The sequence below is a fragment of the Stenotrophomonas sp. GD03819 genome, assembly GCF_029841665.1.
In the GTDB taxonomy this organism is placed as follows: Bacteria; Pseudomonadota; Gammaproteobacteria; order Xanthomonadales; family Xanthomonadaceae; genus Stenotrophomonas; species Stenotrophomonas geniculata.
Window position 1 is genome coordinate 124,241 of sequence record NZ_JAOCEW010000002.1, and the last position, 25,167, is coordinate 149,407.

The following is a 25,167-nucleotide window of genomic DNA, read 5'->3' on the forward strand; positions in this document are numbered from 1 at the left end:
TCAGGCAAGCAGCTGCCGATTCCTTGCAAAGATTCAATTCAATTGGCCATACGGAAGCACGTGCAATCCCTGATGGCAGTCGGGACCACCATCTCCCCATTGCCAGCCGCGTCTGAACCAGCGCCCGGAACGCTTCAGCGGAAGGGGCTGGTCCCTTCCGCTGGTGCCTGCCCTGGTTGCACCGGCTATGCGCGGCCACCACGTTCCCGGACACGTCTCTGCCCCCGTCCTGTTGGGCCACCAGGTGCTCGGCGGTGCATTGAAAGGCTCGGGCCTTACTGGCCTTCAGCCCGAGCTCTGAGGGTGCAGTGAGCCACATCGGCAGGCCGCAATAGAAGCAACGGCCCGATTGGGCGTAGAAGGCAGAAGTGCGAAGGGATCTGCGGCGTTTGGCGGTCATGGATGGCTCCGGAATCGAAGGATTCCCGTGCCCCCATTGGGTGGACCTCGGGCACCCGGAGCCTATTGGCTATGCGGGCACAACACCGGCGCTTTATAGCGACTGGCTAAGGCGTTATAGCTCAGCGCTTGAGCCGCTACAAGGCCCAGATGCCGACCAGAACGGGAGGGAGTCACCGACGCCCAGTTAAGGTCAAAGCTTGGTCAGGGGGCGAGCGACGCGCTTGAGCAGGTGGAGCGGGGCGTGGCGCGTCACCCAGGGAAGTCGCGGTGTTGTAGTCCTGCTCAACCCGCTGAACTGTTCGCACGTTCAGGCCCGAGATCTCGTCTAATTGTTCTTGCGACCAATGTCGCGACTGGCGGAACTGGGAAGTGCAGGCGACAAGCTCTGACCGATCAGGTGCGCAGTTGGGAACTCAAGGGCGAGCTGGATGTGGAGCCAGAAATCGAGGGCGTCTTAGGTGCGGATCCAGGAATCAAGGGCATCTTTGGGGGAGATCTGGAAATCGCGGGCGTCCTTGTGGGGAAATACGGGCGGACAGCTGTGGGATCTGGGGCGTTTCCGTTGTGGCAGTCAGGCGCCTTCAGTGTCTTCAGGCTCGCGCGTCGGAATGCCGGGCGGAGCCAACAAGGCTCGAGATTCGATGGGCACGCCATTTCGCATAATGTATATCGTGCAAGGCGTTACCGGGCTGCGGCATTGCCTGGACGTCATGGGGTAGGGCGAACCCAACTGCCAGCATCACCGCCATTGCGGTCGCCGCCAGTCTCTTCCAGAAGTGTCGCTCCGGCGAGGTTTGGGCCTCTGACTTCATGATCTGGATTGCCGCTTTCTCCGGCTGCGGATGCCCTTGAATCTTCAAGCATTCCGCGACAACCCATACTTGTGGAACACGCTTCCCGGTGCGGTAATGAGAAATGGCGCCGTCAGAAATTCCGAGCTTCGGCGCGAGCTTCGCAAAGCTCTCAACGCCTGCTGCTTGTCGCGTCTTCTCGAAAAACTCTACCCAGTCCATGACCGTCTCCACCCGTTGACTACGGGCGAAGACTACAGGTGTTGACGGCTACAGGTGTAGCCGGTTATGGTGCGCCCCATCGACTACGCCTGTAGCCGATACCCCCGGTCGGCACCCCAAGGCCGCCCGGGGGCCCCTTGGGGCTTGGGGAGGGGTAGGGCACATGGACGCACTTGTTCTCGCCGTGCTGCTGGGGTGTATCGCAGCCGTGTCGTTGGGGTTAGCCAAATTCGTGACGTGGTGTGTTGATCGGCGTGCGTTGTCCGCTGGTCGCACTGCACGCGAAAGCCAGTTTGTTGCCCAGGCGGTAGTTGACCTTCGCCGCATGGAAATCGAAGCCACCAAACGCGGCAACCTGCTCGCCGCTGCTGAACTCGCTGAAGAGCAGGAGCGCGCCGCATGAGCAGGTTTCCCTCATTCGCCGAACTGGCGGAGTTCGATATGGGTCTTGCGGGGTGTGCCGCGCTCATCGCCGTTTGGCTGGGAGTGGCATTGCTCTCCATCGTGATTGAGCAGGCGTGGCTGGCACTTCGTCACTGGTTCAAGCGGCGGAAGGGCAATGTCCGATGAACAGTCATTTCCCCAACAGTCCGTGCTACCTGTGCGGGGGCAGCCTACAGACCCTCCGGGCAACGGATGCGACGCTGAACTGCTGCACCAGCTGCGGCACGTTGATTACCAAGCGCAGGGATACGCCGAGCTACTCCAGCGCGTTCCCTGGCAACAGTTTTGGACGCTCACGTTCAAGCTCAGTAAGACCAGTCGAACAGGCGGCATGCACGAGGAAGCGGCTGATAAAGCGTTCCGCTACTTCGTCAGTTGCCTCAACCGCAGCATCTACGGCCCCAAGTGGGCATCGCGCTGGCACGGCGGCATTCAGTGGGCACGCGGGCAGGAGTTCCACCGCGATGGCCGCCTCCATTTCCACGCCGTTGCAGCTGCACCTACCGATGACCTCAACCGTCTCGCCAGCCGTTACGAGTGGCACGAATGGTGGTACCGGGAGTTCGGTCGTAATCGGATCGAAGCGCCGCGCAGCCAGGCAGACATTACAGGCTACGTAAGCAAGTACGTCACGAAAGGTGGTGTGGTCGATTTCTCGCGGAACTTCGGGGCATGGAACCCGCCGCCCATCGACTACACGCGCCGCCCAGAGCAAGACGCCTTGATCGCAGGCGACAGCAACACGCGATCCGACAGGCCAGGGCGACACCTGGTCACCGGGCGGACTGATGCAAGCATCGCGCAACGGGGCAACAAGCGGTCCACCACGTCTCCCTGCGGGGGGGTAGGGGGGGACTTAGCTTGACCCCACAGTACCGCCCGAAATTTGCTAGCGACGAAACGACAACGCCAATCCAACAGACCAAGGAATCGAACCCATGAACGCTCCGAAGATCACGATCAATACCGCCGTCGAAACCCGCACCGTGACCACCAGCAAGGGCATGCAGAAGCCGATTTACAGCCAGCGTGCAACGCTCGAAACCGAAGCCATGCGCATCCAAATCGAAGTCGAAGTCGATGGCCTGGACAAGGGCTATCCGGTTGGCGCGGTGAAGGAATGGGACTTGACCACGGACCTGGTACCGGGCCGTTTCGGTGTCGAACTCGCTCGCCGCATGACCCTGGTTGATCCGGCAGGCGCTAAGCCGCAGCCGGCTAACAAGGCGGCCTGATCATGTCCGGCCCGGCACCTCTCTACGTGGTCGGTTGCGCTGCTGAGAATGTGCAGCAGGACGGCACGTGCTCGGTGCCGGTCTGGATGCCATACCACCAGCCAATTCTGCCTCCCCTGGATTTGGCCGATGGAACCCTCGTTGCAGGAGCGATTGTTCTGTCCTGGGCGATTGGGTTGAAGGCGCGCCTCGTATTCCGCGCTGCGCGCATAGGGGTCTACTGATGACGAGGAAACCGCAATGAAGCACATGAACACCCTGCGCCGTTTTGGCGCCTCCACCTTCACCAAGATCGGCGCCGGCACCTCTGCCCTGGTTGCATCGGGCGCAGCCCTGGCCTCGGGCAGCACGTCCCCCGGTGCCGCCATCGCTGCCGAGGTCTCGAAGGGCAATGCAGACATGGCAATCGTGATCGGTGCGATCGCCCTGCTGTTGGGCATCCTGGTGGTGTGGGCCTTCACCAAGCGCGCCGCCAAGGGTTGATCGGGGCGCAAGTTCACTCACGGGGGTGCGCGGAAACGCTCGCCCCCTTTTTATTAGGGAGAAGTGTCATGGGGTACTTCGTGATCGTTGCATTCTGCGGGGCATGCTGGATTGCCTTCGAGGGCGTGTGATGCACCGTTACCTGCTCGCCCTGGTCAGCTACCTGTTGTCAGGTCTCGCTGTACCGATGCCTGCCATGGCGCAGTCTGCACAGCAGTGCGCGCGCCAGAGTGATGCCTGTACTCAGGGTAAGGCGTACTCAGTTTGCATGTCCGAACTGGCTAACTATGTTGCGCTTCGCGCCGACTATTCCAGCCAGAATTTAACTTGCAAGGTTGTTGGCGCCGCTAGTTACGAGTCTAGTTTTCAGTACAAGTCGCGACCGTCTGACTCATGGATGAGCGGTCTCTATCGTTACTACACTTGGACTCGCGGATGTTCAACTGAGCCAAGTAAGGTGACCAAGTTCTTTCCACCGTCTGGATCTGTGCGTTGTATTGATGGTTGTGAGGTCTCTTATCGTGATAACGGTGACGACACCACCACATATTCGCCCAACGGCAAGATGTGCGAAAAGAAACCCGATTGTGGTGCCCAAGGCAAGAACATGGTTTGGAACGCCATGCTTGGTGTCTGCCAACCCGTTGAGCCCGAGTGCCCGGAGGGCAAGGTCAAGGTCGGCAATGCTTGCACTGATGAGAAGCCCTGCCCGGATGGCATGGCGCTTGTCGCTGGCTCATGCAAGAAAAAGGACGAAGAGTGTCCAGCGGGAATGATCCGCAGCCCGCTCGGTAACTGCATTCCTGGTGATGGTCAGTGCGCCCAGGGTGAGGTGCGCGGCGCCGATGGGACGTGCAAGAGGGATAAGGACAACGACGGCCAGCCGGATACTGACGATCCTGAGAGCTTTTCCGGCGGTGACACATGCGACTCACCCCCGTCATGTAGCGGGTCGCCCATCATGTGTGGTCAGGCACGAATTCAGTGGCGAATCGACTGCAACACCCGACGCAACAACAACATTAGCGGCGGCCATTGCTCCCAGTCGGGCATGCCTACCTGCACCGGCGAGAAGTGCAATGCAATGGAGTACACGCAGCTCCTGATGCAGTGGCGCTCTGCCTGCGCCGTGGAGAAACTCGCCTCAAAGCAGGACACCCCTGGGCAAGGCGGTACGAACGGGGACGCCAACGGCAATGGCGTGGCCGATGTGCTGGAGGGGAGGGGGGACGTGACGCCGATTGGTGACGGTGCGGCCGACGTTGCCAGCGCCAAGAAGTGGGGCATCGGGCTTTCAACCAGCAATCTCGATACGAGCAACATGTTCGGTGGTGGCGGCACGTGTCCTGAGCCTCCCGCAATCACGATCATGGGCAAGACTGTTAATTCCGCTGATTTTCCATACTTCTGCCGCATCGCGGCGATCTTGCGCGCCTTGATCTTGATCTTCGGTGCATACACCGCAATTCGCATTCTTATGGGAGCGGCTTTCTGATGGGCATGGTTTCTGACTGGATCGTTGACGCGACAACGTCGCTGGTCGGCAAGCTGAAAGACGCTGCGGCTGGCCTGATTGGCAAGGGGCTTGCAACGTTCGGACTGACTACGGTCACGTTCAATGGACTGCTTCCCAAACTCAAAGAGTTCGTCATGCAGTTTGTCGGCGGCTTGGATGGGCCTGCAATGCAGATGCTCAATTACCTGGGCGTCGGCATTTCGTTCTCAATGATCCTCTCCGCCTTGACGGTCCGCATGGCGTGGAAGGTCTTCATCGTGCCGAAGGCTGTCGCTGACCAGCTGGGAGCGGGCTCATGATCTATTGGTATACCGGCCAGCCTGGGCACGGAAAGACACTCCACGCCATCGAGCGCCTACTTGAGTTCAAGGATCAGGGCCGAATCGTCTACGCGTGCAACATTCGCGAGTTCGACTACGCCAAGACTGGCGTTCTGGAAATGACGCCGGATCAGTTCCGCGACTGGCCGAACTTCCTTCCTGATGGCGCTGTCGCCCTGGTCGATGAGGCTTATGAGCATGGCATGCTCCCCAAGCGGCCAGCCGGTGCGAAGGTGCCGCATCACGTGGAGCAGCTTGCCAAGCATCGGCATAGGGGCTTGGACTTCATCTTCGTCAGTCAATCCCCCGACAAGCAGTGCGATCAGTTCGTACACGACCTGATTGAACGTCACGTACATGTTCGCCGCCGCTTCGGAACGAAGTTTGTGCACCTCCGCGAGTTCGACAAGTTCGAGGCGCGGGCAGAGAAAGCCACGCCCTTGACGATCAAGCGCAAGACGCTCCCGAAGCGTCCGATGGGCATGTACAAGTCCACCGAACTTGACACCACCGAGCGCAAGATTCCCTGGTACTACATCGCGCTTCCGATCTTGATTGTGGCTGCGGTGGTGATGCTTTACGTCGCGTTCGGGCGAATGGATAAGCGCATGAGCGCCGGCGACCTTCCCGCACCAGGTGGTGCCAGTGGCGTCAGCGCTCCGCGCGACGGAGCGTCAGCGACGGCGGGCGGAGCGGTGGCGGCAAAGTCGGCACAACCGCTAAAGGATTACGTCGACAAGTTCCTACCGCGTGTCCCATCTCAGCCCTGGAGCGCACCCGTGTATGACGATGCGCTCAGCGTCCCCAGCGAGCCGCCGCGCGTTTTTTGCATGTCGTCGCTCGGTGGCGAGAATGGTCTCGGTGGTCACGACGAACCCAGCTGCAATTGCGTGACGGAGCAGGGTAGCCGTTACGACCTCGACGAACCGACGTGCCGTTACGTCGCGCGACGCGGCCAGTACGAGCCCTATCTGCCTCGGCGTGAGAACAGGCTTGTGGATGGTCAGACGCAGATTAATCGTGCTCTCGATCAGATCGAGCAGCGCGGGCAGGGCGTCGCTGTGGAGCGCCAGCCTCGTGCCATGGGCACTTTCCCTGAATCACCTCAGCCACAGTCAGGCACCTACCTCACCACGCCACCTGGGGAGAATCGGCTATGACCAGTGGCGGGCGTGAATTGCTCAAATGGCTCGCCCTGGTACTGATGACCGGCGATCACATCGTGACCGTGTTCGGCCTTGGTCACGTCCCAGTCGTGTTCCAGCTCGGTCGTGTTGCGTTCCCTGTGTTCGCCCTGGTCATGGCCTACAACCTGGCGCAACCTGGCGCCGATGCGGGGAAGTCTGCTCGGCGCCTTGCGCTTTGGGGGTTGATTGCCACTCCCGCGGCTGTACTGGCATTCGGCCAGGCGCTGCCGTTCAACGTGCTGCTGACGTTCGCCGCCGCGGCCGGCTGCATTTGGGCTCTGGAACGCCACCAGTGGGCGCTGGCTGTGCTGCTGTGTATCGCGGCTCCCGTTGTCCTTGACTACGCTTGGCCCGGCGTATGGCTCGTTCTGGCGGCCTGGGCGTGGTTCAAAAATCATGGAAGGCGCACGCACTCTCTGCTCGGCTCTTGGGACTGGCGTCGCCAACGCCTCTACCTGGTGCTGCCGATCTGGGTATGGGCTTGCATGGGTCTGCTCTGCCTCTACAACGGCAACGGCTGGGCGTTGTTGGCCCTGCCTGTCATCGTCCTGGGCGAACTACCGGCACGGATTCCACGATCAGGCCGGGCCTTCTACGCGTATTACGTGGGCCACCTGGCGCTTTTGGTCGTGCTTGCGGCTATAGTCGGCGCATGAGCAGATTCTTCGACCTGCATTACTGGTTTGCCCGATGGATGGACCGGGCGTTCAAGCGACGCTAGCCTTGTCGGAGTAATCAAACCTGACAGGGGTAGGGTATGGATATCCGCGCTGGCTTCCTTTTCGTGCTACTGGCATTCGCTTTCCCCGCCGCAGCGCAGCTGCAGTCGGCTACCGGCCCCAGGCCGAAGCCTCTTCCTGCGGCCCCAAAGCCTGCTTATAACTCGATGTCAAAGACCACCACGCCGCTTAATTGTCACGAATTGGCCTGGCCGAACCATCCGCATCCTGGCGTAAAGGCGTACTGCGAGCATCTCGAAGCCCGCGTGCTTTCAGATGAGGCGCGCCGCGCCGGTCGCCCTGGTCCTTCCGATAGCGTCGTCGGGCTTCCTTCGCTCGGGTCCGAAGCTTCCAAGCGCTCTGGACTCGCCTGTATTGGCGGCCAGGCCTTCCGAAAGCTCCCCAACGGATGGGAACAGGTGTCTTCGCCCGCAGGCGGCTGGCAGCGCTGCCGCGAGCAGTGACCGGGGTGTAGGGGCCGCGCCCCTACGTAAACGCCTTACACGCGCTCGCGACGTTTCGGCCCCGATACCGGCAGGATTGCTGCTGGCGGCTCGGCGTCAGGGCCAGCCATCGCCACCGCCGAACGCTCTTTGCGTCTACTCACCACATCCCGGAGATTGACGACAGTGGCAGGATGATGGCGAATGCCGGCGTTCCGATTGCGCACATTTCTGGAACTGTCGATCGACGGTGCCGAGCGGGCAGCCTCCATCATCCGACGCCATTCCTGCGCCTGGCAGGCAGTGAGCGACAGCCAGGCTAGGTCCTCAGGCAACAGCTCGCGGCCTTCGGGCGTAATCAGACGGTCGCCCAGGAAAGAAAAACCGGCCCAAGGGCCGGTCAAGTCAATACGGTGGTGCGGGTCGAACTCAATCATGCCGCGATCTCATCCTTGGCCGGGGTCCCAGGCCGCAGGCAAGAGCCGAGCCAGAGGCCCAGCCATTGCCAAGCGGAAGAGACGAAGGCTCGGATTCGGCCGATCCATGATTTCGCATAATGTATATTATGTTCAGATCATCTTGGGGTGGCTGGCACGTCTCTTGCCGCTGCCCCGGCACCTACTCTGGCATGGAGCCTGATCGTGCGTGATCGGAAACTGACCGGCCCTTGGGCCGGTTTTTCGTTTAAGGGTGGCCGACTGGTCACGCCCGAGGGTCGCGAGCTTGAGCCGCAGGATCTGGCCTGGCTGTCGCTCACCGCTGCGCAAGCGCAGGAATGGCGTCGAATGATGGAGAGCGGCCGCGCGATCGGCAAGCCAAGGAAACCCTTGTCCTTCAACGCCGCCAGCGTGGTGAACCTCTCAGATGCCTTGGCACAGCGCCGGGAAAAGCGGTCATCCGGCGCGATGGCTGGCCCCGACGCCGAGCCGCCAGCAGCAGTCCTGCCGGTACCGGGGCCGAAGCGCCGCCAGCGCGTGTGAGGCGCTTTCGTAGGGGCGCTGCCCCTACACCCCGGCTAGAATGCGCGCAGGACGCACACAGGGGGCCACGATGGCAGCGAACAACGGATTGGTATGGAAGATTGCACTTGGCGTGTTCCTGGGCCTGAGCGCATGCGGGCTGGTCACGTGCACGGTGCTGGGAACTATGGGCTATGCCATCGAGCAGCAACGCGAGGAACAAGCCAATCAGGCCGTGGCCGAGTTCATCAAATCGGCGAACGATCCAGATCCATTTGGCTTCGCAGCGAAGGCTGAGGAACACAGGCGCGTAAGCGCAGAACAGCAGCGTCAGTTCGAAGCTGCAAACCGTCCAGCGCCCCTGAAGCCAGATGAACGCTGTGTCGGAAAAACACGCCTACAACGAGTAGACAACGGCTGGGTGCAATCCGGTTCGTGCCCGTAACACATCACGAAATCAAAGCTGCGTGGGCACGGTGCCGATAGTCATTGATGTGCCCGACTCAAACGCTGGGGACTCAGGAAAAGTTCCCATGGACCGATTCCCGCGGTTAATCGCAGTGCCGGCGATGCCAGGGGGCGGAGCGGCCGGCTGCTGAGGCGCGGACGGTTGACCAAGCGCGCCGGAAGACCGGTCAGGCTTGCGGTACGGCTCATATTGACCGTGCCTCGCAATCATCGTGCAGGTATCGAAAGTGACGGTGTAGCGCGTGCCCTGCTCCGTCACGCAGGTACACGACTCCCCCTGACGCTCGCCCATGGCATCAGTGCCCTCGCCCGCCGCCATGCAGAACAAGCGTGGGGGTTCGGCGGGAACCGACAACGCCGCATCGTAGATTGGCGCTGACCAAGGCTGGGCAGCAACACGAGGCATCAGGCTTTCAACATAGTCAGAAGTGGTGCCTCGATCCTTAGGACGTGACGCCGCCTGCGCGGCTGGCTTCGCGGCCGTCGCTGGCACTCCGTCCGCTCGCACCCGCTTAACGGCTTCCTCTTGTGGTTCTGGACTGCCGAAGAACCGATTACGCATCTGCCCGTACGACTGCCAGACGCTAAACGCGGTGAAAACAGCGATGGCAATGGCAGCCCAATAGAACCACGGCACTCGCTTTTCGCTCGTGTCGTACTTGGTCGAGGTGTAGAGCTTGAAGACGTGCTTCGGGTAGCCGCGACGCTTGGTGGTCAGTGGCACTGCCTTATCGGGCTTTTCCTCGAACTTGTCCCATCGCTTTACGTGAACAAAGGGAAGGCCGAAACGACGCCGAATGTGGTAGTGCTCTTCAATCAGATCATGTAAGAAGTCGTCCATCTGCTTTTTGGGCGACTGGCAGATCATGATGAAGTCAATACCGCGATGCCGGTGCTTGGCGACCTGCTTGACGTGCTCGGGAACAGGTCGCCCAGGTGGACGACGAGAGAACATGCCGTGCTCGTATGCCTCATCGACAAGGATGATGGAATTGTCGAAACGAGCATCATCGTGCCAGTTCATAAGCTCTTGCGGCGTCAGATCAAGCGCGCCACAGGCGCCATGATTGAAGTCGCGAACGTTGCAGACGTAAAGCTCCCGAAGCGGATGCTTCTTCGGGTCAGACTCATGCTGCTTATCAGCCTTGGCCTTCATTTCGAGTGCGGATTCAATCGCAAGGACGGTCTTTCCGTGCCCCGGCTGTCCCGTGTATTGGTAGAGCATCGTTTAACCCCCTGCGTCGTTGATCATGCCCTGAATCTGCTCAATGCCCGCAATGAATGCCCGCATGCCGACGCGGGCAACCAATGCGGACAGAATCATTGTCATGAACACATCAACTCCCATCGCACCCGCCAGCTGCACGACTGAGCCATCCATTCCACCTGCCTGTTCGGCAACGAACTGCTTGACGTCAGGCAGAACGTATTTGTAGTTGACGAACGTCAAACCAGCTGCAGCCAGGACGCGAGCAAAGATGAAGCTTGCGGCAACCTTCAGCGCACCTAGAAGATGGGCGGCAAAACCAACGAGAGTGGTTGTCAGCTTCTCAAACATCAGTCTTTCCCCTGCCAGCCCATCAGAATTCCGAGCGCAATGAACGCGCCGAGAAACATCAAGCAATTGCGCGCCAGAACGATCAACTTGCAGAAATCAACGTCATTGAACGAAAACGGGCCGAAGCTGGTGTCGGCCACAGCGAACTGTGGGCAGCTACCGCCACCGAAGAAGCCACCCTTATCGATCATGCTGAGAGAAGGTGTGGCAGTGCGAAGGGACTTCTTAGGGTCTGGGTCCTGCCCTGCTCCGCCGTCGCCATCACCGGGGAACGTTCCGCCACCCTCGCCATCGCCCCAGCGGGCTTCAGCCTCACAACGCTGGTTGTACGTTTGCTGCGCAATGGCGCAAAGAACCGGATCACCACCACTGCATGTAAAGCTGCCGGTGCACTTGCCATCCCCGCCAACCGAGCCATAGTCCGGCTTGCTACCGCCGTCATCACCATCGCCATTGCCGTTGCTGCCCCCGCTACCGGGTCCGGAACCGTCACCGGGAGTGGGCTGGTTGCCATTGGGCGTGCCTTGGTTGTTGTAGTTCTGAGTGTTGGTGGTGCTACCTGTGCTGTTGTTGGTCACACTGGTGGACGGCCCACTAGGCTTCCAATCCTCACCTGGGCGATTCGTAGGCGGATTGGGAGGCGTGTTCGGCGAACTGATGCTTGCTGCCTCAGTGCGCGGGTTGTTCGTCGCGGTGTGGCCTTTCTCGTTCGCCGTGTCACTCGCACAGGTACGAAAGCCGCTTGCGGTGCTGATACACGTCTTTTCCTTCGACTTGCAAACGGTGTAGTTACCGGTCTGATGACAGTATTCGTCCTTCCTTTCAGGCTTCGGCGGGGTGCTGTCAACACTGCAAAGCTCACCAGTCGCACGCCACGTGCCTGACTTGATGCTAATGACGTTAGGGTTCCCGCTCTCACGCAAAGAAAAGTCACTTCCACCGGACAGATTGGGCTGAACCTTGCATCCTCGATCGCAAACACCACCGCTGTACATTGTTCCGTTGATCATCCCCACGTCACCGTCAAGACGCGCAGAGCAATTGCCCCCGCCCCACGTGTACGTGCGGTAGATGCCTGGACTCCAACTGCCACTATTTAGGCGATTCTCGAAACGAGCTTGAAACGTAGTAGGAGAACCAACGGTGCACTGCACGTTGCGAAAAACTTCGCCCAACGACTCGCGAGAACCGATATACGACTTCAATTCCGACATGCATGCCGCATACGCCACGCCTTGATCGCAACCTGAAGAAGTGCTTGAACACTGCTGTGCCTGAGCCATTGCCAAGTTCGGAACGACTGAAAACCCAAGACAGATCATGACGACGACGAGCATCGACAAGCTGACTGGCACGGAAGCTGTGCCGTACTGAAAGCCGCAGCGGATCATACCTTTGAGAACCCAAGCCAGAAGGCACCGAGAGCGGCAATAATGATCCAGTAACCGTCCATGAAACCTCCAAAGAATGGGGGGCCGAAGCCCCCCGGTGGATCACTTCGCGCGCTTGAGGTAGGTAAAGGCGACGAGCAGGAAGCAAACGCCGATCAGTACCTTGAGTACGCCGGTCACATCGGTCTTGATGCCGCCGACTTCAGCGGTAGCAGCGGCGCCGAGCCCGGAGTCCTGGGCGAAGGCGATGCCAGACATCGCGAGACCGCCAACGGCGGTTGCACCCTTGGCAATGGCGGAACGCGCCTTCTTCACGGCGACGGGCAGATTGCGGAACGAAATATCACTGCGGTTCATAGATCTCTCTCTGGTTGGGTACTGCTACGGGGTTGCGTGATCCGCGACGCGGATAAACACGCGGGCTGCTACACCCACCGCCCACACCCCGGCGATGGCGCCAGCAATCTGAATGCCATCTGTGTAGCTGAGGTATGGAATGAAGCTGGGCGGTAAGGCGTAGTACGGCTGGGCACACTGCCCCGTCGCCACGTCGTAGTCGGACGAGTCGCATGCGAGGTAGAGCGTGGGCCCATTCATGGGTTACGCCCTCGGCTGGGCCGCGCCCGGAGTGGGCGACGGTGTCAGCAGGCGGATCCGACGACCGAAATCGAGGCCGCCATACTTGTTGCTTTCCAGCGAGGTCGGGCACAAGTCGTAGGTGCCGGGCTTATACGGCTGCTGGTCGTCATCCAGCGTCAGCTTGAACGGGAGCGGGAAATCTCCGGGACGAAGCACGGCAGCTTTCTGCTCACGGAAATGGACGGCAGCCTTGCCGTCGCGAGCGGGGAACGAACGGGTTTCGACCTGATCGGTCATGACTTCAACTTTCATATTGGGATCACCTTCCAAGCTATTGTCCGGCCGAATGCGAATGTGACTTTCCACGGGGACGGCCAGAACACCCCGGTAGCCTTGTCGAACCACCCGCCTTTGATCTTGCGGATGTCCGCCTCACCGCCGAGCGCCTCGCGGGCCTCTTTCGGTGCTTTCCACCAACGCAGTTCGCGCCTGGACTCTTCATTGAGTCCACCGACGCCACTGGTTCGGAATCCTTTGGGAAATGCGCCTGCCACGACGCTGGTGAACTTGCTGGCGTACTTCGCGAGATACCCAACGCAGTTGCGGGCTTTCTCGATCTGGCTGGAGCCATGAGGCCACCAGCCGCGCTGATCGACCTTGCCGAAGTACATGCCTTTAGGCACCCACACCATTACGTGGTAATGGGGGCGAAGGCGCTGAGTGAGTTCACCGACCCATACGTAACGGAACACTTCACCTTTCCACCGTTCTCGCCGATCTCGAGTTCGATTGAAGAAGCCGCGCATGCGCTTAAGTAGCTCGCTAACGTCACGAGGGCTGCTATCGCTTCCGTCTCGGTAGGTGAGCGTGAGGAAATACCACGCGCCACGGCGCGAACCTTTTTGCGCCTCTTGGTCATGAAGCCGTGCTCCAGTAATGACGGACTTTCGCAGCCGTTGCGCCTTCGCAAGAAGGGGATCAATTTCGATGGTGACCCGGCCAAGACGGACCGGCGTGTCACTTGTTTTGTAATAGACAAGCCCAAGGGCGTCGGCCGCTGCGCGGCCGTCGCCCTTAAGCAGTTCCCCGACACGGAAATACTCTTGCAGGGACGTGCCAGAAGCGCGCTGCGAACGGCGCATATCTTCGTTGGCGATTTCGACGCTGCGCTGCCCTGCCCTGTCCATAGCCACGGACAGGTCGAATGCCCGCAACTCTGGCGAGCGCGGGTCAACAGGAGTCGGCGGGATTTCAATGCGACCGTCCGACTCGGTGCATTCAAAGCAGCAACCGCCCTTGAACAGGTAGGTCGCGACGTTGCCGCAGAAGGCGCATTGCAGATGCTGGACGGCGCTCACTTCTTGCGCCTCCCGTTGGCGTTCAGCCATGCCACGAAGGCGCAGACAAGAATCCAGCCGCCCACAATCCCAGCGAAGTGTTCGAAATCACTCATCGGCCACCCTCGCGGTCGTCGGCAACCCACATAGCGACGCAGGCGCAGAGAACGAACACGCCGAACGCGATCACGTTGATGCGCAGGAACAGATCGAGCGGATCGCCTACCACCTGGACGACCGGTGCAGTGATGAAGGTGGGCGGGGCCGGGATCATCGACGCACCTCGGCCAGTGCCTGGGCGACGAGCGCAGCCTCAGCGGGCGGGTTGGAACGAGTCGCAGCCAGTGCGACAGACAGACGGCGCGGAATCAGCGCCAGCCCGAAGGAGACGGCCGCAATGCAGCCAGCAAGAACGACCCCGACAAACGCATCCATTGCCCTACCCCATCCCCAAGCCCCGCCCCAAGGGAGCCCGCCAGCGGCCTTGGGGTGCCGGTGGCGGGGTGTCTAGGCAAGCTATGACACGCGGCATGTATAGTTGCCCTAATACAAGCCTGTCAAGGGAACCTAAGACATGACCGCCGTTCAGGAAATGCTCGACGCCGCCAAAAAGGGCGCCGGAGTCCCGTCGGACAATGTTTTGAGCCAGAAGCTCGGGATTACGAGGGCCGTCATCAGCGCATGGCGAAATGGCCTCTACCCGGTACCGGATGAGCGAATTGCGCAGATTTGCGAGATCGCAAAGCTCGACGGCCCAATGTGGACGGCACGGCTGCACGCCGAACGCGCCACTTCCCCGGCAGAACGGAAAATGTGGCGTCTCGCGTTGGACAGGTTGAGCGCGGTCGCCGCAGTGTTGGTGCTGGCAGTGTTCGCAGCGCCAGGCGCCGCCCGCGCTAAAGCCGTTGATTCAGAAGGCTTTTCCGGCTCCGATCAGCCGCATTCTGTATATTATGTTCGAAGCCTCTCCGAGGACGCTCGCGTACCGCTGGCCTCAATCACCGGCCTTGCTATGCCAAGCCAAGAAGCCAGCGTGCCCCTCGCTGCCTGGCAGCTACGGCTTTCTCCATCGTCCGATCAGGGTCTTGTACATGACCCAAGCGATCCAGCCGCAGACCAAGCCGCCCCCCGCGACAATGATCTCTTCCTCTAAGGCGGCTCCATTCAGTCCTTGATAGGCAACGAAAGCCAACGCTCTCAATGACAGCAAGGCAAACAAAGCTGTAGGCGCCCAAAGCAGGACCTTCATCGTTCTCCCGCCTCCAATTGCATCGGCCGGTCACGTGCCATGACAGGAACGTGATTTCCGTCCGGCGTGACACGTCACGTTAATGGTCTATGGCAGTCCGCTGCCGCAGGCCCTCCATCTCAACCTGGCGCCCCTTTCTGCACTAGCTCGAAAGCAGCCCCTTCGCCAGAAGCGTGATCCGGGTTGCCGCATTGAGGTCGTACGCACCCAGATCCTTCGGTTCCACCCAGGCATGGGCATCAAACTCTTCGTTGATCGTAACGTCACGGTTCAGTGCTTCGCAGTCGAAGATCAGGTAGATCATGTGAATCTGCTCGCTGGAACCGTCCGGATAGAGCTTGGTGCGGATGTCGTCGCGGAAGGTCCATGGTTGAACGGCACCGATCTGCAGCGCGTGCCCCAGCTCTTCGCGGATCTCCCGGCGCAGGCCTTCCTCGATGCGTTCGTCGGGCTCCAGCCCACCGCCGGACAGTGCCCATTGGCCCGGAAATGCACCACGATCCAACGGCATGCGGCACAGCAGATAGGCGCCCTGGTTCTGGATCAGCGGGCATACGATGACGCGTTGTCTCACAGGGTCTTCCTTGGATGTTGGGCAGATGCCGGAAGGATTGTATGAAACCCGGCGGCATCCCGATGGGTTGCAATTGATTTAGTGTGGCAGGCCACAACGAATCTGAGCGGCGCGCCGGCTTCACATGCTGCCGCCGGTCACTTCGCAATAGTGCGGGGGTCCTCGTTGTTCGAGTGGTTCATGTCCCCTCCTCCTGCGCCCGTACATCACCTGCCCCGGCGACGGCGCATTGCCATCTACATCCTGCTGGGCTTGTATGTTGCCTACCTCCTGGCCGGCAACATCTTCCTCAACACGCCACTGTTCGACCAGGTCACCAACCGCAAGCCGCACAAGTTCGTGATGACCACGGGCCCGGCCATCACCCTGCTGCCCGGCCACGTGATCGCCTGGAACGTGCACATGCGCGGCCACGTCAACCACACCGTCTACGTGCTGCATGCCGACCGGGCAAGCGCCAGGCTGGCAGTCCTGCCGCTGTTCCGGCGCGAAGTACGGGTTCCGCGCCTGCAGGCCACGGGCGTATCGGCCGAGATCAGCCGCGTTGACGAGGCCATTCCGCCGCCCCCGCGCAGCGACCAGGGCTGGACGCTGCGTTTCGATGCCATCCACAGCGACAGCATCCGCAGCGCCCGTTTCGGCAAGCTGCTGATCATCGGCAAGGGCCAGGGCACGGTCGGCTTCATCAAGCAGCTGCGCGGTGGCCCCTCGGAACTGCTCGATTCAACCGTCACGTTCAAGGGTGCGGACACCAGCTTCGATGGCGTGCAGGTGCTGGATGACATGAACCTTGCCGCACGCTTCAGCTATCCGCGTCATTACCGGGACCAGGCTCCGGGGCTCGCCAAACTGAAGATCCTGCATGCCCAGCTGGACGTTGATGCACGCAGCCAGGGACTGCGCATGGATACGGATGTCACAAAGCCGAAGATCTCCAGCGCGCCCGTGCCCGGCCGCCTGCAGCTGGCGCTGCACCTGATCGACGGCCAACTGCAGCCCAAGGACCACGCGCTGTGGCAGGTGCCGCTCTATCTGGGTGACGGCGCCCCCGATCGCGGCGTGCTGGCCCTGCAGCTCAACGTGGCCAACGACCTGCGCCTGCAGGCCCGCCTGCCGCCAAAGCCCGGCTCAGGCAGCGAAGTGGACGCGGACCTGCACATCACAGGCCGTGATATCCCCTTCCAGGACCTCGCTCAGTTGTTGGAGCGCAGTTCCGGCACGGTGCGCGGCGAATGGACGTTCACCTCACTCAACTGGATCCCTGCCCTGTTCGTCCGCAAGCCGTGGCTGCAACTGGACGGCGGCGGCACACTGAAGGCCGACCTGCGGCTGCGCAACGGCGAGCTGAGCGAAGGCAGCACGGTGGACATTCCCTCTGCCGAAGCAGTTGCCGAGGTCGCCGGCGTCCGGCTTGCCGGTGCCGCCAGCGCGCACGGGGAACTGAAGTCAGGCGCTCCAAATCTGGCCCTGCTTGCCGTCCGCCTGCCCCGCTTCACCGCGCGTCCCACCGATGCCAAGGACGTTCGGCTGTTCGATGGTCGTGATCTGGCGCTGGATCTGACCGGCGACGGTCGCCTGCAGGAGCTGCGCAAGGGCGTGCGCGCGCACCTGAGCTTCAGCGAAGCCACCATTCCAGATCTGTCGGCCTACAACCGTTATCTCGGTTCAAAACAGGTGCGCCTGCTGCGCGGCACCGGCTCACTCAGCGGTGATGCCACCCTCGATACCGATGGCCGCGTTGGCCATGGCACGGCCCGCCTGCAGGGGCGCAACACCAGCGCCAAGGTCGCCGGCCTGGACATGGGCGGCGATGTGGACGTGAACGCAACGCTGCGCCGGGGCGACTTCAACCAGCGTCATTTCGACCTGTCCGGCACCACGGTCGAGCTACGCAACGTGCAGGTGGCGGGTACGGAGCGCGCAACCGCCTGGAAAGGCCGCGCGGCCTTCAAACGCGGCCGTATCGATGCGCAGTCGCCATTCCAGGTGGATGCCACCACGGATCTGGATCTCAGCGATGCCCGTCCGTTGCTCGCGCTGTTCGCAGAGCGCACCGACTACCCACGCTGGACGCTGTCCCTCCTCGATTCCGGCCAGGTGCAGGCACAGGCGACGCTGCGCTGGCGCCCTGGCCATCTGGTCATCGATGGACTGCAGGCCGAGAATGATCGCCTGTCGGTACGCGCGCGGCTGGATCTTCTGGAACAGCGCAAACGCGGCGATCTCTACCTGCGCTGGGGACTGCTGGGTGCGGGCATCGAGCTGGACGGTGACCGGCGCCAATGGCATCTGTCCAAGGCACGTGAGTGGTTTGATCAACAGCCTTCCCTGCTGCCAGCAAGCCAGGGCACGAGCGCCGCCGGCTCTTCAGACTGAGAAGGCCCGCAGCCCGCATCCATTCGCGGCCTCTGTGCGTATACGGGAGCATGCGCATCAGGGAGCTGTACGGTATGAAGCGGAGTTCACAGATTTCCGGTCTTCTGGGATGGGTGACGATCACCTTCGCGGCGGCCGCCCTGGGCGCGTGGGCATCCACATCGGCGGCCACCTTCTACGCCACCCTTGCCCTCCCCGGGTGGGCACCACCGGCCAGCGTCTTTGGCCCGGTGTGGACGCTGCTTTACGCCATGATGGCGATTGCCGCGTGGCTGGCCTGGCGCGAACGTGGCTGGCGTGGGGCACGACCCGCGCTGGTGCTCTATCTGGTGCAGCTGGCCGTCAACGCACTGTGGAGCTGGCTCTTCTTCGGCTGGAGGCTGGGCGCGCTTGCCTTCGCCGACATTCTTGTATTGATTGTGCTGGTGTGCGCGACGATCGTGACGTTCGCGCGCACCCGCCCGATTGCGGGGGTGCTGCTGCTTCCTTACCTGGCCTGGATTTCGTTCGCCTCGGCGCTCAACTTTGCGGTATGGCGAGCCAATCCCGGACTGCTGTGACAAGGTCGCCCGCCGCTCACGCCTGGGCAATGGCCTGCGGGCGCCAGGTCCGCAGCAGGGCCGGCTTGAACGCCTGCTGGCCGCAGCCGGTGGGGCACCGCACCACCCGCGCCGCAGTATGGCTGACCAGGCCCCGCCCTTCTTCCGCCTTGAAGATCGTCTCGCAGGACAGGCAGCGGGCAACCAGCGAATACAGGTGCAGCAGCCGGCCACTGGCCGGGTCCTGCAGCGCATCCACATCCAGCAGTTCAAACTGGCAGCTGTCAGCCAGCATGCGGTACGGGGACAGGGGTGCGGGCTGCAGGTTCACGGGGCGGTCGCTCAGGGAAGTGGATCCACTCTAGGCAATGACCTGTCGAGCTGATGTGCAGCGGAGATGTATTCTTCGCGAAAACTGCAAGTGCTCAACCTCGTCCCCACATGAAGAATTCAGCTTGGACAGAAGCACGCTTCACACGCATACACTGGTAGGCGAATGCATGATTTTGCTTCACCATTGAGGGGTACCGGATGTACCACTGGGCCTTTCCAGCCATCCACGAATGATGAGTCCCGCCCTTGATGCCTTCTGCTGAGTCCGCGCACGACACTGCCTTGTCCAGTTGCGCGCGCGAACCGATCCACACCCCCGGCGCGATCCAGCCCTATGGTGTGCTCCTGGTCGTTGAACCGCAGTCCCTGCAGGTGCGCGAGCGCGCCATCAGCCATCCCGGCCTGCTGCAGCAGTTCGGCGAACCGTTGACGCAGCATGTCAGCGAGGTGTTTGGCGGCGTGCTGGCGCCGTTCCAGGGCCTGTTCCAGCAGGCCGTGATCGGCAGCAGTGCCCATGTCGGTGCCGTGCATCTGGATGGCCACGGCCGGCATCAGTTGCTGGTGCACCGTTCCGCCAACGATCTGCTGGTCGAACTGGAAGCACCGGTTCCCGGCCAACCGGGCTCACTGGAAGAACTGTATCCGGCCATCCGCGAGCTGATGACCGGCATTGAATCGGCGGCGACCGTGGAAGACCTGTGCAGGCTTGCGGCCGCGCACATGCGGCGGCTCACCGGCTTTGACCGCACCTTGGTCTATCAGTTCGATGCCGGCTGGAACGGCATCGTGGTGGCTGAGGATGGCAACGGCCTGTTGCCGTCCTACCTGGACCTGCGCTTCCCTGAGTCGGACATTCCCGCGCAGGCCCGCGAACTGTATCGGCGCAACCGGGTCCGCCTGATTGCGGACAACAACTACACCCCTGCCCCGCTGATGCGGGCCGAGGACCATCGCGACGCGCCGCCCACCGACCTGAGCCTGGCCGTGCTGCGCAGCGTCTCGCCGGTACACCTGCACTACATGCGCAACATGGGAACCGGTGCGTCGATGTCGGTATCGTTGGTGCATGAAGGCCGGCTGTGGGGCCTGGTGTCCTGTCACACCGTGCAGCCGCGCCGCCTGCCCTACCACGTGCGTACTGCCTGCGAGTTCATGGGCCAGATCCTGTCGCTGCAGATTGCGTTGAAGGAGCGTGCGCGTGCGATCGAAGAGCGCGTGGCCCGGCGTTCTGTGCTGGTCAAGCTGCTGGCACGCATGGCCGGTGATGAGGACTTCATGGCCGCGCTGCGCGACGACGAGGCCAGCCTGCTGTCGCTGACTGGCGCGGCCGGCGCGGTGATCGTGCACAAGGGCGATTGCCTGCGTGTCGGCCAGTGCCCTTCTGCCAGCGACGTGCTGGCCCTGGCGAATTGGCTGGCCACGCAGCAGGCCGGCCAGGAAACCTACTGCACCGATCACCTGGCAGCCGACTGGTCACCTGCCGCGCACCTGGCCGACGTAGCCAGCGGCGTGCTGGCGGTGTCCATTTCGCAGTTGCATGACAGTTACCTGATGTGGTTCCGGCCGGAAGTGGTGCGCACCGTGCGCTGGGGTGGCGATCCCCGCAAGGAAGCAGCACCGGGCGTGGCGCTGTCTCCGCGCAACTCGTTCGAGGCCTGGAAGGAGACCGTGCAGCAGCGCAGCCTGCCGTGGAGCGATGCTGACTGCGACGCGGCACACGAGATGCGCACGGCCATCGTCGATATCGTGTTGCGCAAGGCCGAGGAAATGGCCGAACTGAACGAGCAGCTGCTCCGCAGCAACAAGGAACTGGAAGCCTTCTCCTACTCGGTCAGCCACGACCTGCGCGCTCCGTTCCGTCACATTGTCGGCTATTCCGAACTGCTGGGCAGCTCGGCGGGCGAGCGCCTGAACGATACCGAGCGCCGCTTCCTGGACACGATCGTGGAATCGGCCAAGTCCGCCGGAACACTGGTGGATGACCTGCTCAGCTTCTCGCAGATGGGGCGCTCCACCCTGGGGCGTGTGCGGATGGACATGACCGCGCTGGCGGAGGATGTGCGCCGGAGCCTGGCCCTGGACTACGCCGGCCGCGACGTACAGTGGACGCTCGCACCGCTGCCGGAGGTCGAAGCCGATCCGACGATGCTGCGCCTGGTCTGGCAGAACCTGCTGGCCAACGCGATCAAGTTCACCCGCGAGCGCGACCAGGCTGTTATCGAGGTCGGTCACGAACGCAGCGACGACGAAGACCACTTCTTCGTGCGCGACAACGGCTGCGGCTTCGACATGCGCTACGTGGACAAGCTGTTCGGCGTGTTCCAACGCCTGCATCACGTCGAAGAGTTCGAAGGCACGGGCATCGGCCTGGCCAATGTACGCCGCATCATCAGCCGCCATGGCGGCCGTACCTGGGCCGAGGGCGAGCCCGGCAAGGGCGCCACCATTCACTTCACCCTACCCCGTTCCACAGGAGATCACCCATGAGGGACCTGCGGCCGATCCTCCTGGTTGAGGACAGCCCCAAGGATGCAGAGCTGACTCTGGCCGCATTGTCGCGCTGCCAGTTGCTGAACGATGTCATCCATGTACGCGACGGCGCCGAAGCGCTGGACTACCTGCGCTGCGAAGGCAAGTTTGCCGGCGCCATGCACGGCGGCCCGGTGGTGGTGCTGCTGGACCTGAAGCTGCCCAAGGTCAACGGCCTGGAGGTGCTGGAACAGGTGCGTAGCGACCCGGATCTGAGCAGCACGCCGGTGGTGATGCTGACCTCTTCGCGTGAAGAGCAGGACCTGGTTCGCAGTTACGAACTGGGCGTCAACGCATTCGTGGTCAAGCCGGTCGACTTCAAGGAGTTCTTCGACGCCATCCAGGGGCTGGGCATGTTCTGGGGCATCACCAACCAGCCGCCGCCGCATCGGCCCAACGGCTCGGGGCAGCACAATGCGTGATGGATCGCGCCGCAGCGAGCGCCTGCGCATCCTCATGCTGGAGGACAGCGCGCTTGATGCGGAGCTGATCAGCGCACAGTTGCAGCGCGCCGGCCTCGACTTCGAGGCCGAGCGCCTGTGGACCCGCAATGCGTTCATCGAGGCCATCGACAACCGTGCGTTTGACGTGATCCTCGCCGATCATGTCCTGCCAGGCTTCGATGGTGACGCAGCACTTGCCCTGGCACGCGAACGCGTGCCGCAGACGCCTTTCATCTTTGTTTCCGGCACGCTGACCGAGGAACTGGCGGTACAGGCACTCACGCGCGGTGCGCGCGACTACGTGGTGAAGCAACGCCTGCAACGCTTGCCCGATGCGATCCGCCGCGCCCGCCAGGAGGCGCACGAGCGTACCCAGCTGGCCAATGCGCAGGCCGCGCTGAACGAAAGCCAGGCCCAGCTGCAGCAGGTAACCGATGCCGTCCCGGCGCTGATCGCCCAGTTGGACAAGGACCATCGCTACCGGTTTGCCAACAAGGCGTTCCTGGACTGGCACGGATTCAGCCTTGCAGAACTGTTGGGTCGCGCGGCACGGGATGTCAGCGGGACTTCTGCCTTCGAGCACGCCCTGCCCAGCCTGGAGCGGGTATTGCGGGGCGAACGCACCAGCTTCCAGGTCGAACTGATCCACCGCAGCGGCGAATCACGGTTCGTGCAGATGGACTGCGTGCCTGAGCAAGCCACCGATGGCAGCGTGGTCGGCTACATCTGCATGGGCAGCGATGTTTCACTGTTGAAGAAGGCCGAACTGGCGCTGCGCGAGGACAACCAGGTACTCGAACGACAGGTGCAGGCGCGCACCACCGAACTGAGGGCCAGCAAGCGGCGCCTGCAGGCGATCTTCGAATCCAGCTTCCAGCATCAGGTGCTGCTGGATCTGTCCGGACGCGTGGTTGATGCCAATGACGCGTCACTGGCCGCGGTGCTGGCAGACAAGGGGGACGTCATTGGCCAGCGCTTTGGCGAATCGATCTGGTTCGGCACAACCGATGGCATCGGCGCGCTGATCGACCGGGCCGTCGCCGCAGCCGTACAGGGCCGGAGTTCGTTGCATGCACTGGAGCTGGAGCTCCCGACCGGCCGGCGCAGCTTCGATTTCTCGTTCCGTCCGCTGCTGGATACCGAAGGCGTGGTCACAGCCGTGGTTTCCGAGGCGGTGGAAACCACCGCGCGGCTGCAGGCTGAACATGCGCTGCGCCAGTCACAGAAGATCGAGGCGGTCGGCCAGCTCACCGGCGGCATCGCGCATGATTTCAACAACATCCTCACGGTCATTTCCGGCAATGTTGAGCACGCCATGCTGCTCAACGAGCGTGCAGGCGAACCCGGTGCGATGGTCAGCCGTGCGCTGGACAATGCGCTGAAGGGCGTGGGCCGTGCCGCCAGCCTGACCCAGCGCCTGCTGGCCTTTGCCCGACGCCAGCCGCTGCACAGCCAGGCCGCCAACCTCAACGAGCGCCTGCTGGACATGCACGACATGCTGCAGCGTGCGCTGGGCGAGCTGGTGCAGCTGGAGATCCGCAGCGCCCAGGACATCTGGTGCGTGGAGATCGACGTGAGCCAGCTGGAGGCCTCCGTACTGAACCTGGCGGTCAATGCCCGCGATGCGATGCCACATGGCGGCCGGCTGGTGATCGAGGTCGACAACAGCCACCTCGACCACGATTACGCCGCCCTGTTCCCGGATGCAACGCCGGGCGAGTACGTGATGCTGCGGGTGCGCGACAACGGCCACGGCATGGACGCGGCTACCCTGGCGCGCGTGTTCGAACCGTTCTTCACTACCAAGCAGGTCGGCCGCGGCACCGGGCTTGGTCTGTCGATGGTGCATGGCTTCGTCAAGCAGTCCGGCGGCCACGTGCTGATCGATTCGGTGGAAGGCGGCGGCACCAGTATCACCATGATGTTCCCGCGCTCACCGCTGGCCCTGCCCTGCGAAGCACGTGCGCCGCAGGTTGGCCTGGCCGGTTACGCGCCGCGCGAGGAAACCGTCCTGGTGGCCGAGGACAACGACGATGTGCGCGCGCACACGGTCGATTCACTGCGCCTGCTGGGCTACCGCGTACTGGAAGCGCATGACGGACCATCCGCACTGAGGTTGCTGGAGCGGCCGGACACCAGGGTCGACCTGCTGTTCTCCGACGTGGTGATGCCCGGCATGTCGGGCTGGGAGCTGGTCCGCGAGGTCCGCGAGCGCTGGCCAGAAGTTGCCGTGCTTTTCACATCGGGCTATCCACGCGACCACGAAGCGGTGGGCAGTCAGGGGCGGTTCCCAGCGCTGCTGCCGAAACCGTTTACCCGCAGTGACCTTGCGCAGGCGGTACGCACCGCGCTGGACGCTGCCGCGCACTGAGCTCACGCGGCCGGATCACGCATGCCTGCCGCGATCCGGTTGATGTCCGCGCACTCCACCGTCGCAGGCGGATGCTCTCTTCCGGCCAGTGCGATCATCGCCTGGCCCACCGCCAGATTGCTGGTGACCAGTGAAGGGACGAGTGCGCCAGCCAGTTTCATCAACGGCGCGCCACCCCAGTACAAGGGCTTGAGCACCGCGTGGCGCGTGCCGGTTCCCGATACCGGCCGCACGCCGCCCGGGCGCAGCATCACGGTACGCACCGGCAGGGCCTGCAGTGCGACCTCGGTCTCGCCCTTGATCCTCAACGGCATCAGCCGACTCCGAGGGTCCGCACCGGCACCGGATACATACAAAAAAAACCCTTCGGGATTCGCAGCCGCCCAGGCACGGGCCACCGCCAATGTCGTGTCCAAGGTCACGCGCCGGTATTCGGCCTCAGTGGTGCCGACCGGTGGTGCGCCGGCGCAATAGAAGCAGGCATCGAACCCGGCCAGTTCTTCCAACCGCCCCTGGATACGCAGGAAGTCCGGAACGATCAGTTCGCTGCCAGCACCGCTCAGACTTCCCGGGTGGCGGACCAGCGCTGTCAGGCGGGACACATGTGGTGAGCGTTGGCAAGCCAACGCCACACCCTGCCCGACCAGGCCTGCGGCACCGGTCAACAGAATCCGTAATGCGCCCGTCCCGGCCATCGTC

General features: G+C 62.4%; 30 protein-coding genes and 1 pseudogene. 17 read left to right on the plus strand and 14 right to left on the minus strand.

The genetic code is table 11. The annotated features are described in order from the left end of the window. Positions 1 to 572 precede the first annotated feature (572 nt). A pseudogene (locus N5D45_RS22550) lies at positions 573 to 755 on the minus strand (hypothetical protein); the annotation flags it as partial. 237 nt (positions 756 to 992) lie between these two features. After that, positions 993 to 1,415, minus strand: coding sequence for a DUF3693 domain-containing protein (locus N5D45_RS01800; protein WP_279938388.1), 423 nt, complete (start codon positions 1,413 to 1,415; stop codon positions 993 to 995). Positions 1,416 to 1,578: 163 nt separating this feature from the next. Here N5D45_RS01800 and N5D45_RS01805 point away from each other — a divergent pair, with 163 nt between their 5' ends. The 9 genes from N5D45_RS01805 (at position 1,579) to N5D45_RS01845 (ending at position 7,256) form a co-directional block, all read left to right on the plus strand. Continuing rightward, a complete protein-coding gene (locus N5D45_RS01805; RefSeq protein ID WP_082587821.1) occupies positions 1,579 to 1,818 on the plus strand; it encodes a hypothetical protein in 240 nt (79 codons plus the stop codon). Beyond that, complete coding sequence (locus tag N5D45_RS01810) at positions 1,815 to 1,985, plus strand: hypothetical protein (RefSeq protein ID WP_158229538.1); 171 nt, start codon at positions 1,815 to 1,817, stop codon at positions 1,983 to 1,985. Before N5D45_RS01805 ends, N5D45_RS01810 begins: the two co-directional genes overlap by 4 nt. Further along, positions 1,975 to 2,724 carry a hypothetical protein gene (locus N5D45_RS01815; RefSeq protein ID WP_279938389.1) on the plus strand — a complete coding sequence of 250 codons (750 nt, stop codon included), beginning with the start codon at positions 1,975 to 1,977 and terminating at the stop codon, positions 2,722 to 2,724. Before N5D45_RS01810 ends, N5D45_RS01815 begins: the two co-directional genes overlap by 11 nt. A 73-nt stretch (positions 2,725 to 2,797) precedes the next feature. Next, positions 2,798 to 3,094 (plus strand): hypothetical protein, encoded by a 297-nt coding sequence (locus N5D45_RS01820; RefSeq protein WP_049447980.1) that lies wholly within the window; start codon positions 2,798 to 2,800, stop codon positions 3,092 to 3,094. A 240-nt stretch (positions 3,095 to 3,334) separates the two neighbouring features. Beyond that, positions 3,335 to 3,577: a hypothetical protein gene (locus N5D45_RS01825; RefSeq protein ID WP_279938390.1), complete on the plus strand. Its 243-nt coding sequence runs from the start codon at positions 3,335 to 3,337 to the stop codon at positions 3,575 to 3,577. 268 nt (positions 3,578 to 3,845) lie between these two features. Beyond that, positions 3,846 to 5,072: a virulence factor TspB C-terminal domain-related protein gene (locus N5D45_RS01830; protein ID WP_279938391.1), complete on the plus strand. Its 1,227-nt coding sequence runs from the start codon at positions 3,846 to 3,848 to the stop codon at positions 5,070 to 5,072. Further along, positions 5,072 to 5,392 (plus strand): DUF2523 family protein, encoded by a 321-nt coding sequence (locus tag N5D45_RS01835; RefSeq protein WP_279938392.1) that lies wholly within the window; start codon positions 5,072 to 5,074, stop codon positions 5,390 to 5,392. Before N5D45_RS01830 ends, N5D45_RS01835 begins: the two co-directional genes overlap by 1 nt. After that, positions 5,389 to 6,573: a zonular occludens toxin domain-containing protein gene (locus N5D45_RS01840; protein WP_279938393.1), complete on the plus strand. Its 1,185-nt coding sequence runs from the start codon at positions 5,389 to 5,391 to the stop codon at positions 6,571 to 6,573. The genes N5D45_RS01835 and N5D45_RS01840 overlap by 4 nt, the downstream gene beginning before the upstream one ends. Further along, positions 6,570 to 7,256, plus strand: a complete 687-nt coding sequence (locus N5D45_RS01845; protein WP_279938394.1) for a TraX family protein — start codon at positions 6,570 to 6,572, stop codon at positions 7,254 to 7,256. The genes N5D45_RS01840 and N5D45_RS01845 overlap by 4 nt, the downstream gene beginning before the upstream one ends. 562 nt (positions 7,257 to 7,818) lie before the next feature. Here the strand turns inward: N5D45_RS01845 and N5D45_RS01850 are convergent. Further along, positions 7,819 to 8,199: a DUF3653 domain-containing protein gene (locus tag N5D45_RS01850; protein ID WP_279938395.1), complete on the minus strand. Its 381-nt coding sequence runs from the start codon at positions 8,197 to 8,199 to the stop codon at positions 7,819 to 7,821. Positions 8,200 to 8,403: 204 nt separating this feature from the next. Here N5D45_RS01850 and N5D45_RS01855 point away from each other — a divergent pair, with 204 nt between their 5' ends. Together N5D45_RS01855 and N5D45_RS01860 are read left to right on the plus strand one after the other, a co-directional pair. Beyond that, positions 8,404 to 8,742: a DUF3653 domain-containing protein gene (locus tag N5D45_RS01855; protein ID WP_279938396.1), complete on the plus strand. Its 339-nt coding sequence runs from the start codon at positions 8,404 to 8,406 to the stop codon at positions 8,740 to 8,742. 70 nt (positions 8,743 to 8,812) lie between these two features. Beyond that, positions 8,813 to 9,166, plus strand: coding sequence for a hypothetical protein (locus N5D45_RS01860; RefSeq protein WP_279938397.1), 354 nt, complete (start codon positions 8,813 to 8,815; stop codon positions 9,164 to 9,166). A gap of 12 nt (positions 9,167 to 9,178) precedes the next feature. Here the strand turns inward: N5D45_RS01860 and N5D45_RS01865 are convergent, their stop codons facing one another. The 8 genes from N5D45_RS01865 to N5D45_RS01900 form a co-directional block, all read right to left on the minus strand. Beyond that, positions 9,179 to 10,414 carry a zonular occludens toxin domain-containing protein gene (locus N5D45_RS01865; RefSeq protein ID WP_279938398.1) on the minus strand — a complete coding sequence of 412 codons (1,236 nt, stop codon included), beginning with the start codon at positions 10,412 to 10,414 and terminating at the stop codon, positions 9,179 to 9,181. A gap of 3 nt (positions 10,415 to 10,417) precedes the next feature. Further along, complete coding sequence (locus tag N5D45_RS01870; RefSeq protein ID WP_182267810.1) at positions 10,418 to 10,747, minus strand: DUF2523 family protein; 330 nt, start codon at positions 10,745 to 10,747, stop codon at positions 10,418 to 10,420. Continuing rightward, positions 10,747 to 12,084, minus strand: a complete 1,338-nt coding sequence (locus tag N5D45_RS01875; protein ID WP_279938399.1) for a hypothetical protein — start codon at positions 12,082 to 12,084, stop codon at positions 10,747 to 10,749. The genes N5D45_RS01870 and N5D45_RS01875 overlap by 1 nt, the downstream gene beginning before the upstream one ends. A 156-nt stretch (positions 12,085 to 12,240) precedes the next feature. Then, entirely contained in the window at positions 12,241 to 12,495 is a 255-nt protein-coding gene (locus N5D45_RS01880) for a hypothetical protein (RefSeq protein WP_279938400.1), read from the minus strand. 243 nt (positions 12,496 to 12,738) lie between these two features. Next, on the minus strand, positions 12,739 to 13,029 hold the full coding sequence (locus tag N5D45_RS01885) for a single-stranded DNA-binding protein (protein ID WP_182267807.1): 291 nt from the start codon (positions 13,027 to 13,029) through the stop codon (positions 12,739 to 12,741). Next, entirely contained in the window at positions 13,026 to 13,904 is an 879-nt protein-coding gene (locus N5D45_RS01890; RefSeq protein WP_279938413.1) for an inovirus-type Gp2 protein, read from the minus strand. The genes N5D45_RS01885 and N5D45_RS01890 overlap by 4 nt, the downstream gene beginning before the upstream one ends. A 262-nt stretch (positions 13,905 to 14,166) precedes the next feature. Next, a complete protein-coding gene (locus N5D45_RS01895) occupies positions 14,167 to 14,328 on the minus strand; it encodes a hypothetical protein (RefSeq protein ID WP_279938401.1) in 162 nt (53 codons plus the stop codon). Then, positions 14,325 to 14,489: a hypothetical protein gene (locus N5D45_RS01900; protein ID WP_279938402.1), complete on the minus strand. Its 165-nt coding sequence runs from the start codon at positions 14,487 to 14,489 to the stop codon at positions 14,325 to 14,327. Before N5D45_RS01900 ends, N5D45_RS01895 begins: the two co-directional genes overlap by 4 nt. 139 nt (positions 14,490 to 14,628) lie before the next feature. Here N5D45_RS01900 and N5D45_RS01905 point away from each other — a divergent pair, with 139 nt between their 5' ends. Beyond that, positions 14,629 to 15,207, plus strand: a complete 579-nt coding sequence (locus tag N5D45_RS01905) for a DUF3693 domain-containing protein (RefSeq protein WP_279938403.1) — start codon at positions 14,629 to 14,631, stop codon at positions 15,205 to 15,207. 238 nt (positions 15,208 to 15,445) lie between these two features. Here the strand turns inward: N5D45_RS01905 and nudI are convergent, their stop codons facing one another. After that, positions 15,446 to 15,877 carry a nucleoside triphosphatase NudI gene (gene nudI, locus N5D45_RS01910; protein ID WP_057502819.1) on the minus strand — a complete coding sequence of 144 codons (432 nt, stop codon included), beginning with the start codon at positions 15,875 to 15,877 and terminating at the stop codon, positions 15,446 to 15,448. Between the two features lie 180 nt (positions 15,878 to 16,057). Between nudI and N5D45_RS01915 the strand changes: the two genes are divergently transcribed. Together N5D45_RS01915 and N5D45_RS01920 are read left to right on the plus strand one after the other, a co-directional pair. Further along, positions 16,058 to 18,253 (plus strand): hypothetical protein, encoded by a 2,196-nt coding sequence (locus tag N5D45_RS01915; RefSeq protein WP_279938404.1) that lies wholly within the window; start codon positions 16,058 to 16,060, stop codon positions 18,251 to 18,253. Positions 18,254 to 18,327: 74 nt separating this feature from the next. Further along, positions 18,328 to 18,813: a TspO/MBR family protein gene (locus N5D45_RS01920; RefSeq protein WP_029550759.1), complete on the plus strand. Its 486-nt coding sequence runs from the start codon at positions 18,328 to 18,330 to the stop codon at positions 18,811 to 18,813. A gap of 16 nt (positions 18,814 to 18,829) precedes the next feature. Here the strand turns inward: N5D45_RS01920 and N5D45_RS01925 are convergent, their stop codons facing one another. Then, positions 18,830 to 19,123, minus strand: a complete 294-nt coding sequence (locus N5D45_RS01925; RefSeq protein ID WP_010485774.1) for a hypothetical protein — start codon at positions 19,121 to 19,123, stop codon at positions 18,830 to 18,832. Positions 19,124 to 19,374: 251 nt separating this feature from the next. Between N5D45_RS01925 and N5D45_RS01930 the strand changes: the two genes are divergently transcribed. From N5D45_RS01930 to N5D45_RS01940, 3 genes are read left to right on the plus strand one after another with little or no spacing between them, the layout of a single operon-like run. Next, positions 19,375 to 21,612: an ATP-binding protein gene (locus tag N5D45_RS01930; protein ID WP_057502821.1), complete on the plus strand. Its 2,238-nt coding sequence runs from the start codon at positions 19,375 to 19,377 to the stop codon at positions 21,610 to 21,612. Continuing rightward, complete coding sequence (locus N5D45_RS01935) at positions 21,609 to 22,076, plus strand: response regulator (RefSeq protein WP_010485778.1); 468 nt, start codon at positions 21,609 to 21,611, stop codon at positions 22,074 to 22,076. The genes N5D45_RS01930 and N5D45_RS01935 overlap by 4 nt, the downstream gene beginning before the upstream one ends. After that, positions 22,069 to 24,468, plus strand: a complete 2,400-nt coding sequence (locus tag N5D45_RS01940; protein ID WP_197656294.1) for a hybrid sensor histidine kinase/response regulator — start codon at positions 22,069 to 22,071, stop codon at positions 24,466 to 24,468. Before N5D45_RS01935 ends, N5D45_RS01940 begins: the two co-directional genes overlap by 8 nt. A gap of 2 nt (positions 24,469 to 24,470) precedes the next feature. On the opposite strand, the gene N5D45_RS01945 is transcribed toward N5D45_RS01940, so the two are convergent. Continuing rightward, on the minus strand, positions 24,471 to 25,163 hold the full coding sequence (locus N5D45_RS01945) for an oxidoreductase (protein WP_049455036.1): 693 nt from the start codon (positions 25,161 to 25,163) through the stop codon (positions 24,471 to 24,473). Positions 25,164 to 25,167 lie beyond the last annotated feature (4 nt).

Bases quoted from the DNA above. Each gene is read 5' to 3' on its own strand.
- N5D45_RS01800 (WP_279938388.1), bottom strand. From the start codon at position 1,415: ATGGACTGGGTAGAGTTTTTCGAGAAGACGCGACAAGCAGCAGGCGTT.
- N5D45_RS01805 (WP_082587821.1), top strand. From the start codon at position 1,579: ATGGACGCACTTGTTCTCGCCGTGCTGCTGGGGTGTATCGCAGCCGTG.
- N5D45_RS01810 (WP_158229538.1), top strand. From the start codon at position 1,815: ATGAGCAGGTTTCCCTCATTCGCCGAACTGGCGGAGTTCGATATGGGT.
- N5D45_RS01815 (WP_279938389.1), top strand. From the start codon at position 1,975: ATGTCCGATGAACAGTCATTTCCCCAACAGTCCGTGCTACCTGTGCGG.
- N5D45_RS01820 (WP_049447980.1), top strand. From the start codon at position 2,798: ATGAACGCTCCGAAGATCACGATCAATACCGCCGTCGAAACCCGCACC.
- N5D45_RS01825 (WP_279938390.1), top strand. From the start codon at position 3,335: ATGAAGCACATGAACACCCTGCGCCGTTTTGGCGCCTCCACCTTCACC.
- N5D45_RS01830 (WP_279938391.1), top strand. From the start codon at position 3,846: ATGTCCGAACTGGCTAACTATGTTGCGCTTCGCGCCGACTATTCCAGC.
- N5D45_RS01835 (WP_279938392.1), top strand. From the start codon at position 5,072: ATGGGCATGGTTTCTGACTGGATCGTTGACGCGACAACGTCGCTGGTC.
- N5D45_RS01840 (WP_279938393.1), top strand. From the start codon at position 5,389: ATGATCTATTGGTATACCGGCCAGCCTGGGCACGGAAAGACACTCCAC.
- N5D45_RS01845 (WP_279938394.1), top strand. From the start codon at position 6,570: ATGACCAGTGGCGGGCGTGAATTGCTCAAATGGCTCGCCCTGGTACTG.
- N5D45_RS01850 (WP_279938395.1), bottom strand. From the start codon at position 8,199: ATGATTGAGTTCGACCCGCACCACCGTATTGACTTGACCGGCCCTTGG.
- N5D45_RS01860 (WP_279938397.1), top strand. From the start codon at position 8,813: ATGGCAGCGAACAACGGATTGGTATGGAAGATTGCACTTGGCGTGTTC.
- N5D45_RS01865 (WP_279938398.1), bottom strand. From the start codon at position 10,414: ATGCTCTACCAATACACGGGACAGCCGGGGCACGGAAAGACCGTCCTT.
- N5D45_RS01870 (WP_182267810.1), bottom strand. From the start codon at position 10,747: ATGTTTGAGAAGCTGACAACCACTCTCGTTGGTTTTGCCGCCCATCTT.
- N5D45_RS01875 (WP_279938399.1), bottom strand. From the start codon at position 12,084: ATGCTCGTCGTCGTCATGATCTGTCTTGGGTTTTCAGTCGTTCCGAAC.
- N5D45_RS01880 (WP_279938400.1), bottom strand. From the start codon at position 12,495: ATGAACCGCAGTGATATTTCGTTCCGCAATCTGCCCGTCGCCGTGAAG.
- N5D45_RS01885 (WP_182267807.1), bottom strand. From the start codon at position 13,029: ATGAAAGTTGAAGTCATGACCGATCAGGTCGAAACCCGTTCGTTCCCC.
- N5D45_RS01890 (WP_279938413.1), bottom strand. From the start codon at position 13,904: ATGGACAGGGCAGGGCAGCGCAGCGTCGAAATCGCCAACGAAGATATG.
- N5D45_RS01895 (WP_279938401.1), bottom strand. From the start codon at position 14,328: ATGATCCCGGCCCCGCCCACCTTCATCACTGCACCGGTCGTCCAGGTG.
- N5D45_RS01900 (WP_279938402.1), bottom strand. From the start codon at position 14,489: ATGGATGCGTTTGTCGGGGTCGTTCTTGCTGGCTGCATTGCGGCCGTC.
- N5D45_RS01905 (WP_279938403.1), top strand. From the start codon at position 14,629: ATGACCGCCGTTCAGGAAATGCTCGACGCCGCCAAAAAGGGCGCCGGA.
- N5D45_RS01915 (WP_279938404.1), top strand. From the start codon at position 16,058: ATGTCCCCTCCTCCTGCGCCCGTACATCACCTGCCCCGGCGACGGCGC.
- N5D45_RS01920 (WP_029550759.1), top strand. From the start codon at position 18,328: ATGAAGCGGAGTTCACAGATTTCCGGTCTTCTGGGATGGGTGACGATC.
- N5D45_RS01930 (WP_057502821.1), top strand. From the start codon at position 19,375: ATGCCTTCTGCTGAGTCCGCGCACGACACTGCCTTGTCCAGTTGCGCG.
- N5D45_RS01935 (WP_010485778.1), top strand. From the start codon at position 21,609: ATGAGGGACCTGCGGCCGATCCTCCTGGTTGAGGACAGCCCCAAGGAT.
- N5D45_RS01940 (WP_197656294.1), top strand. From the start codon at position 22,069: ATGCGTGATGGATCGCGCCGCAGCGAGCGCCTGCGCATCCTCATGCTG.
- N5D45_RS01945 (WP_049455036.1), bottom strand. From the start codon at position 25,163: ATGGCCGGGACGGGCGCATTACGGATTCTGTTGACCGGTGCCGCAGGC.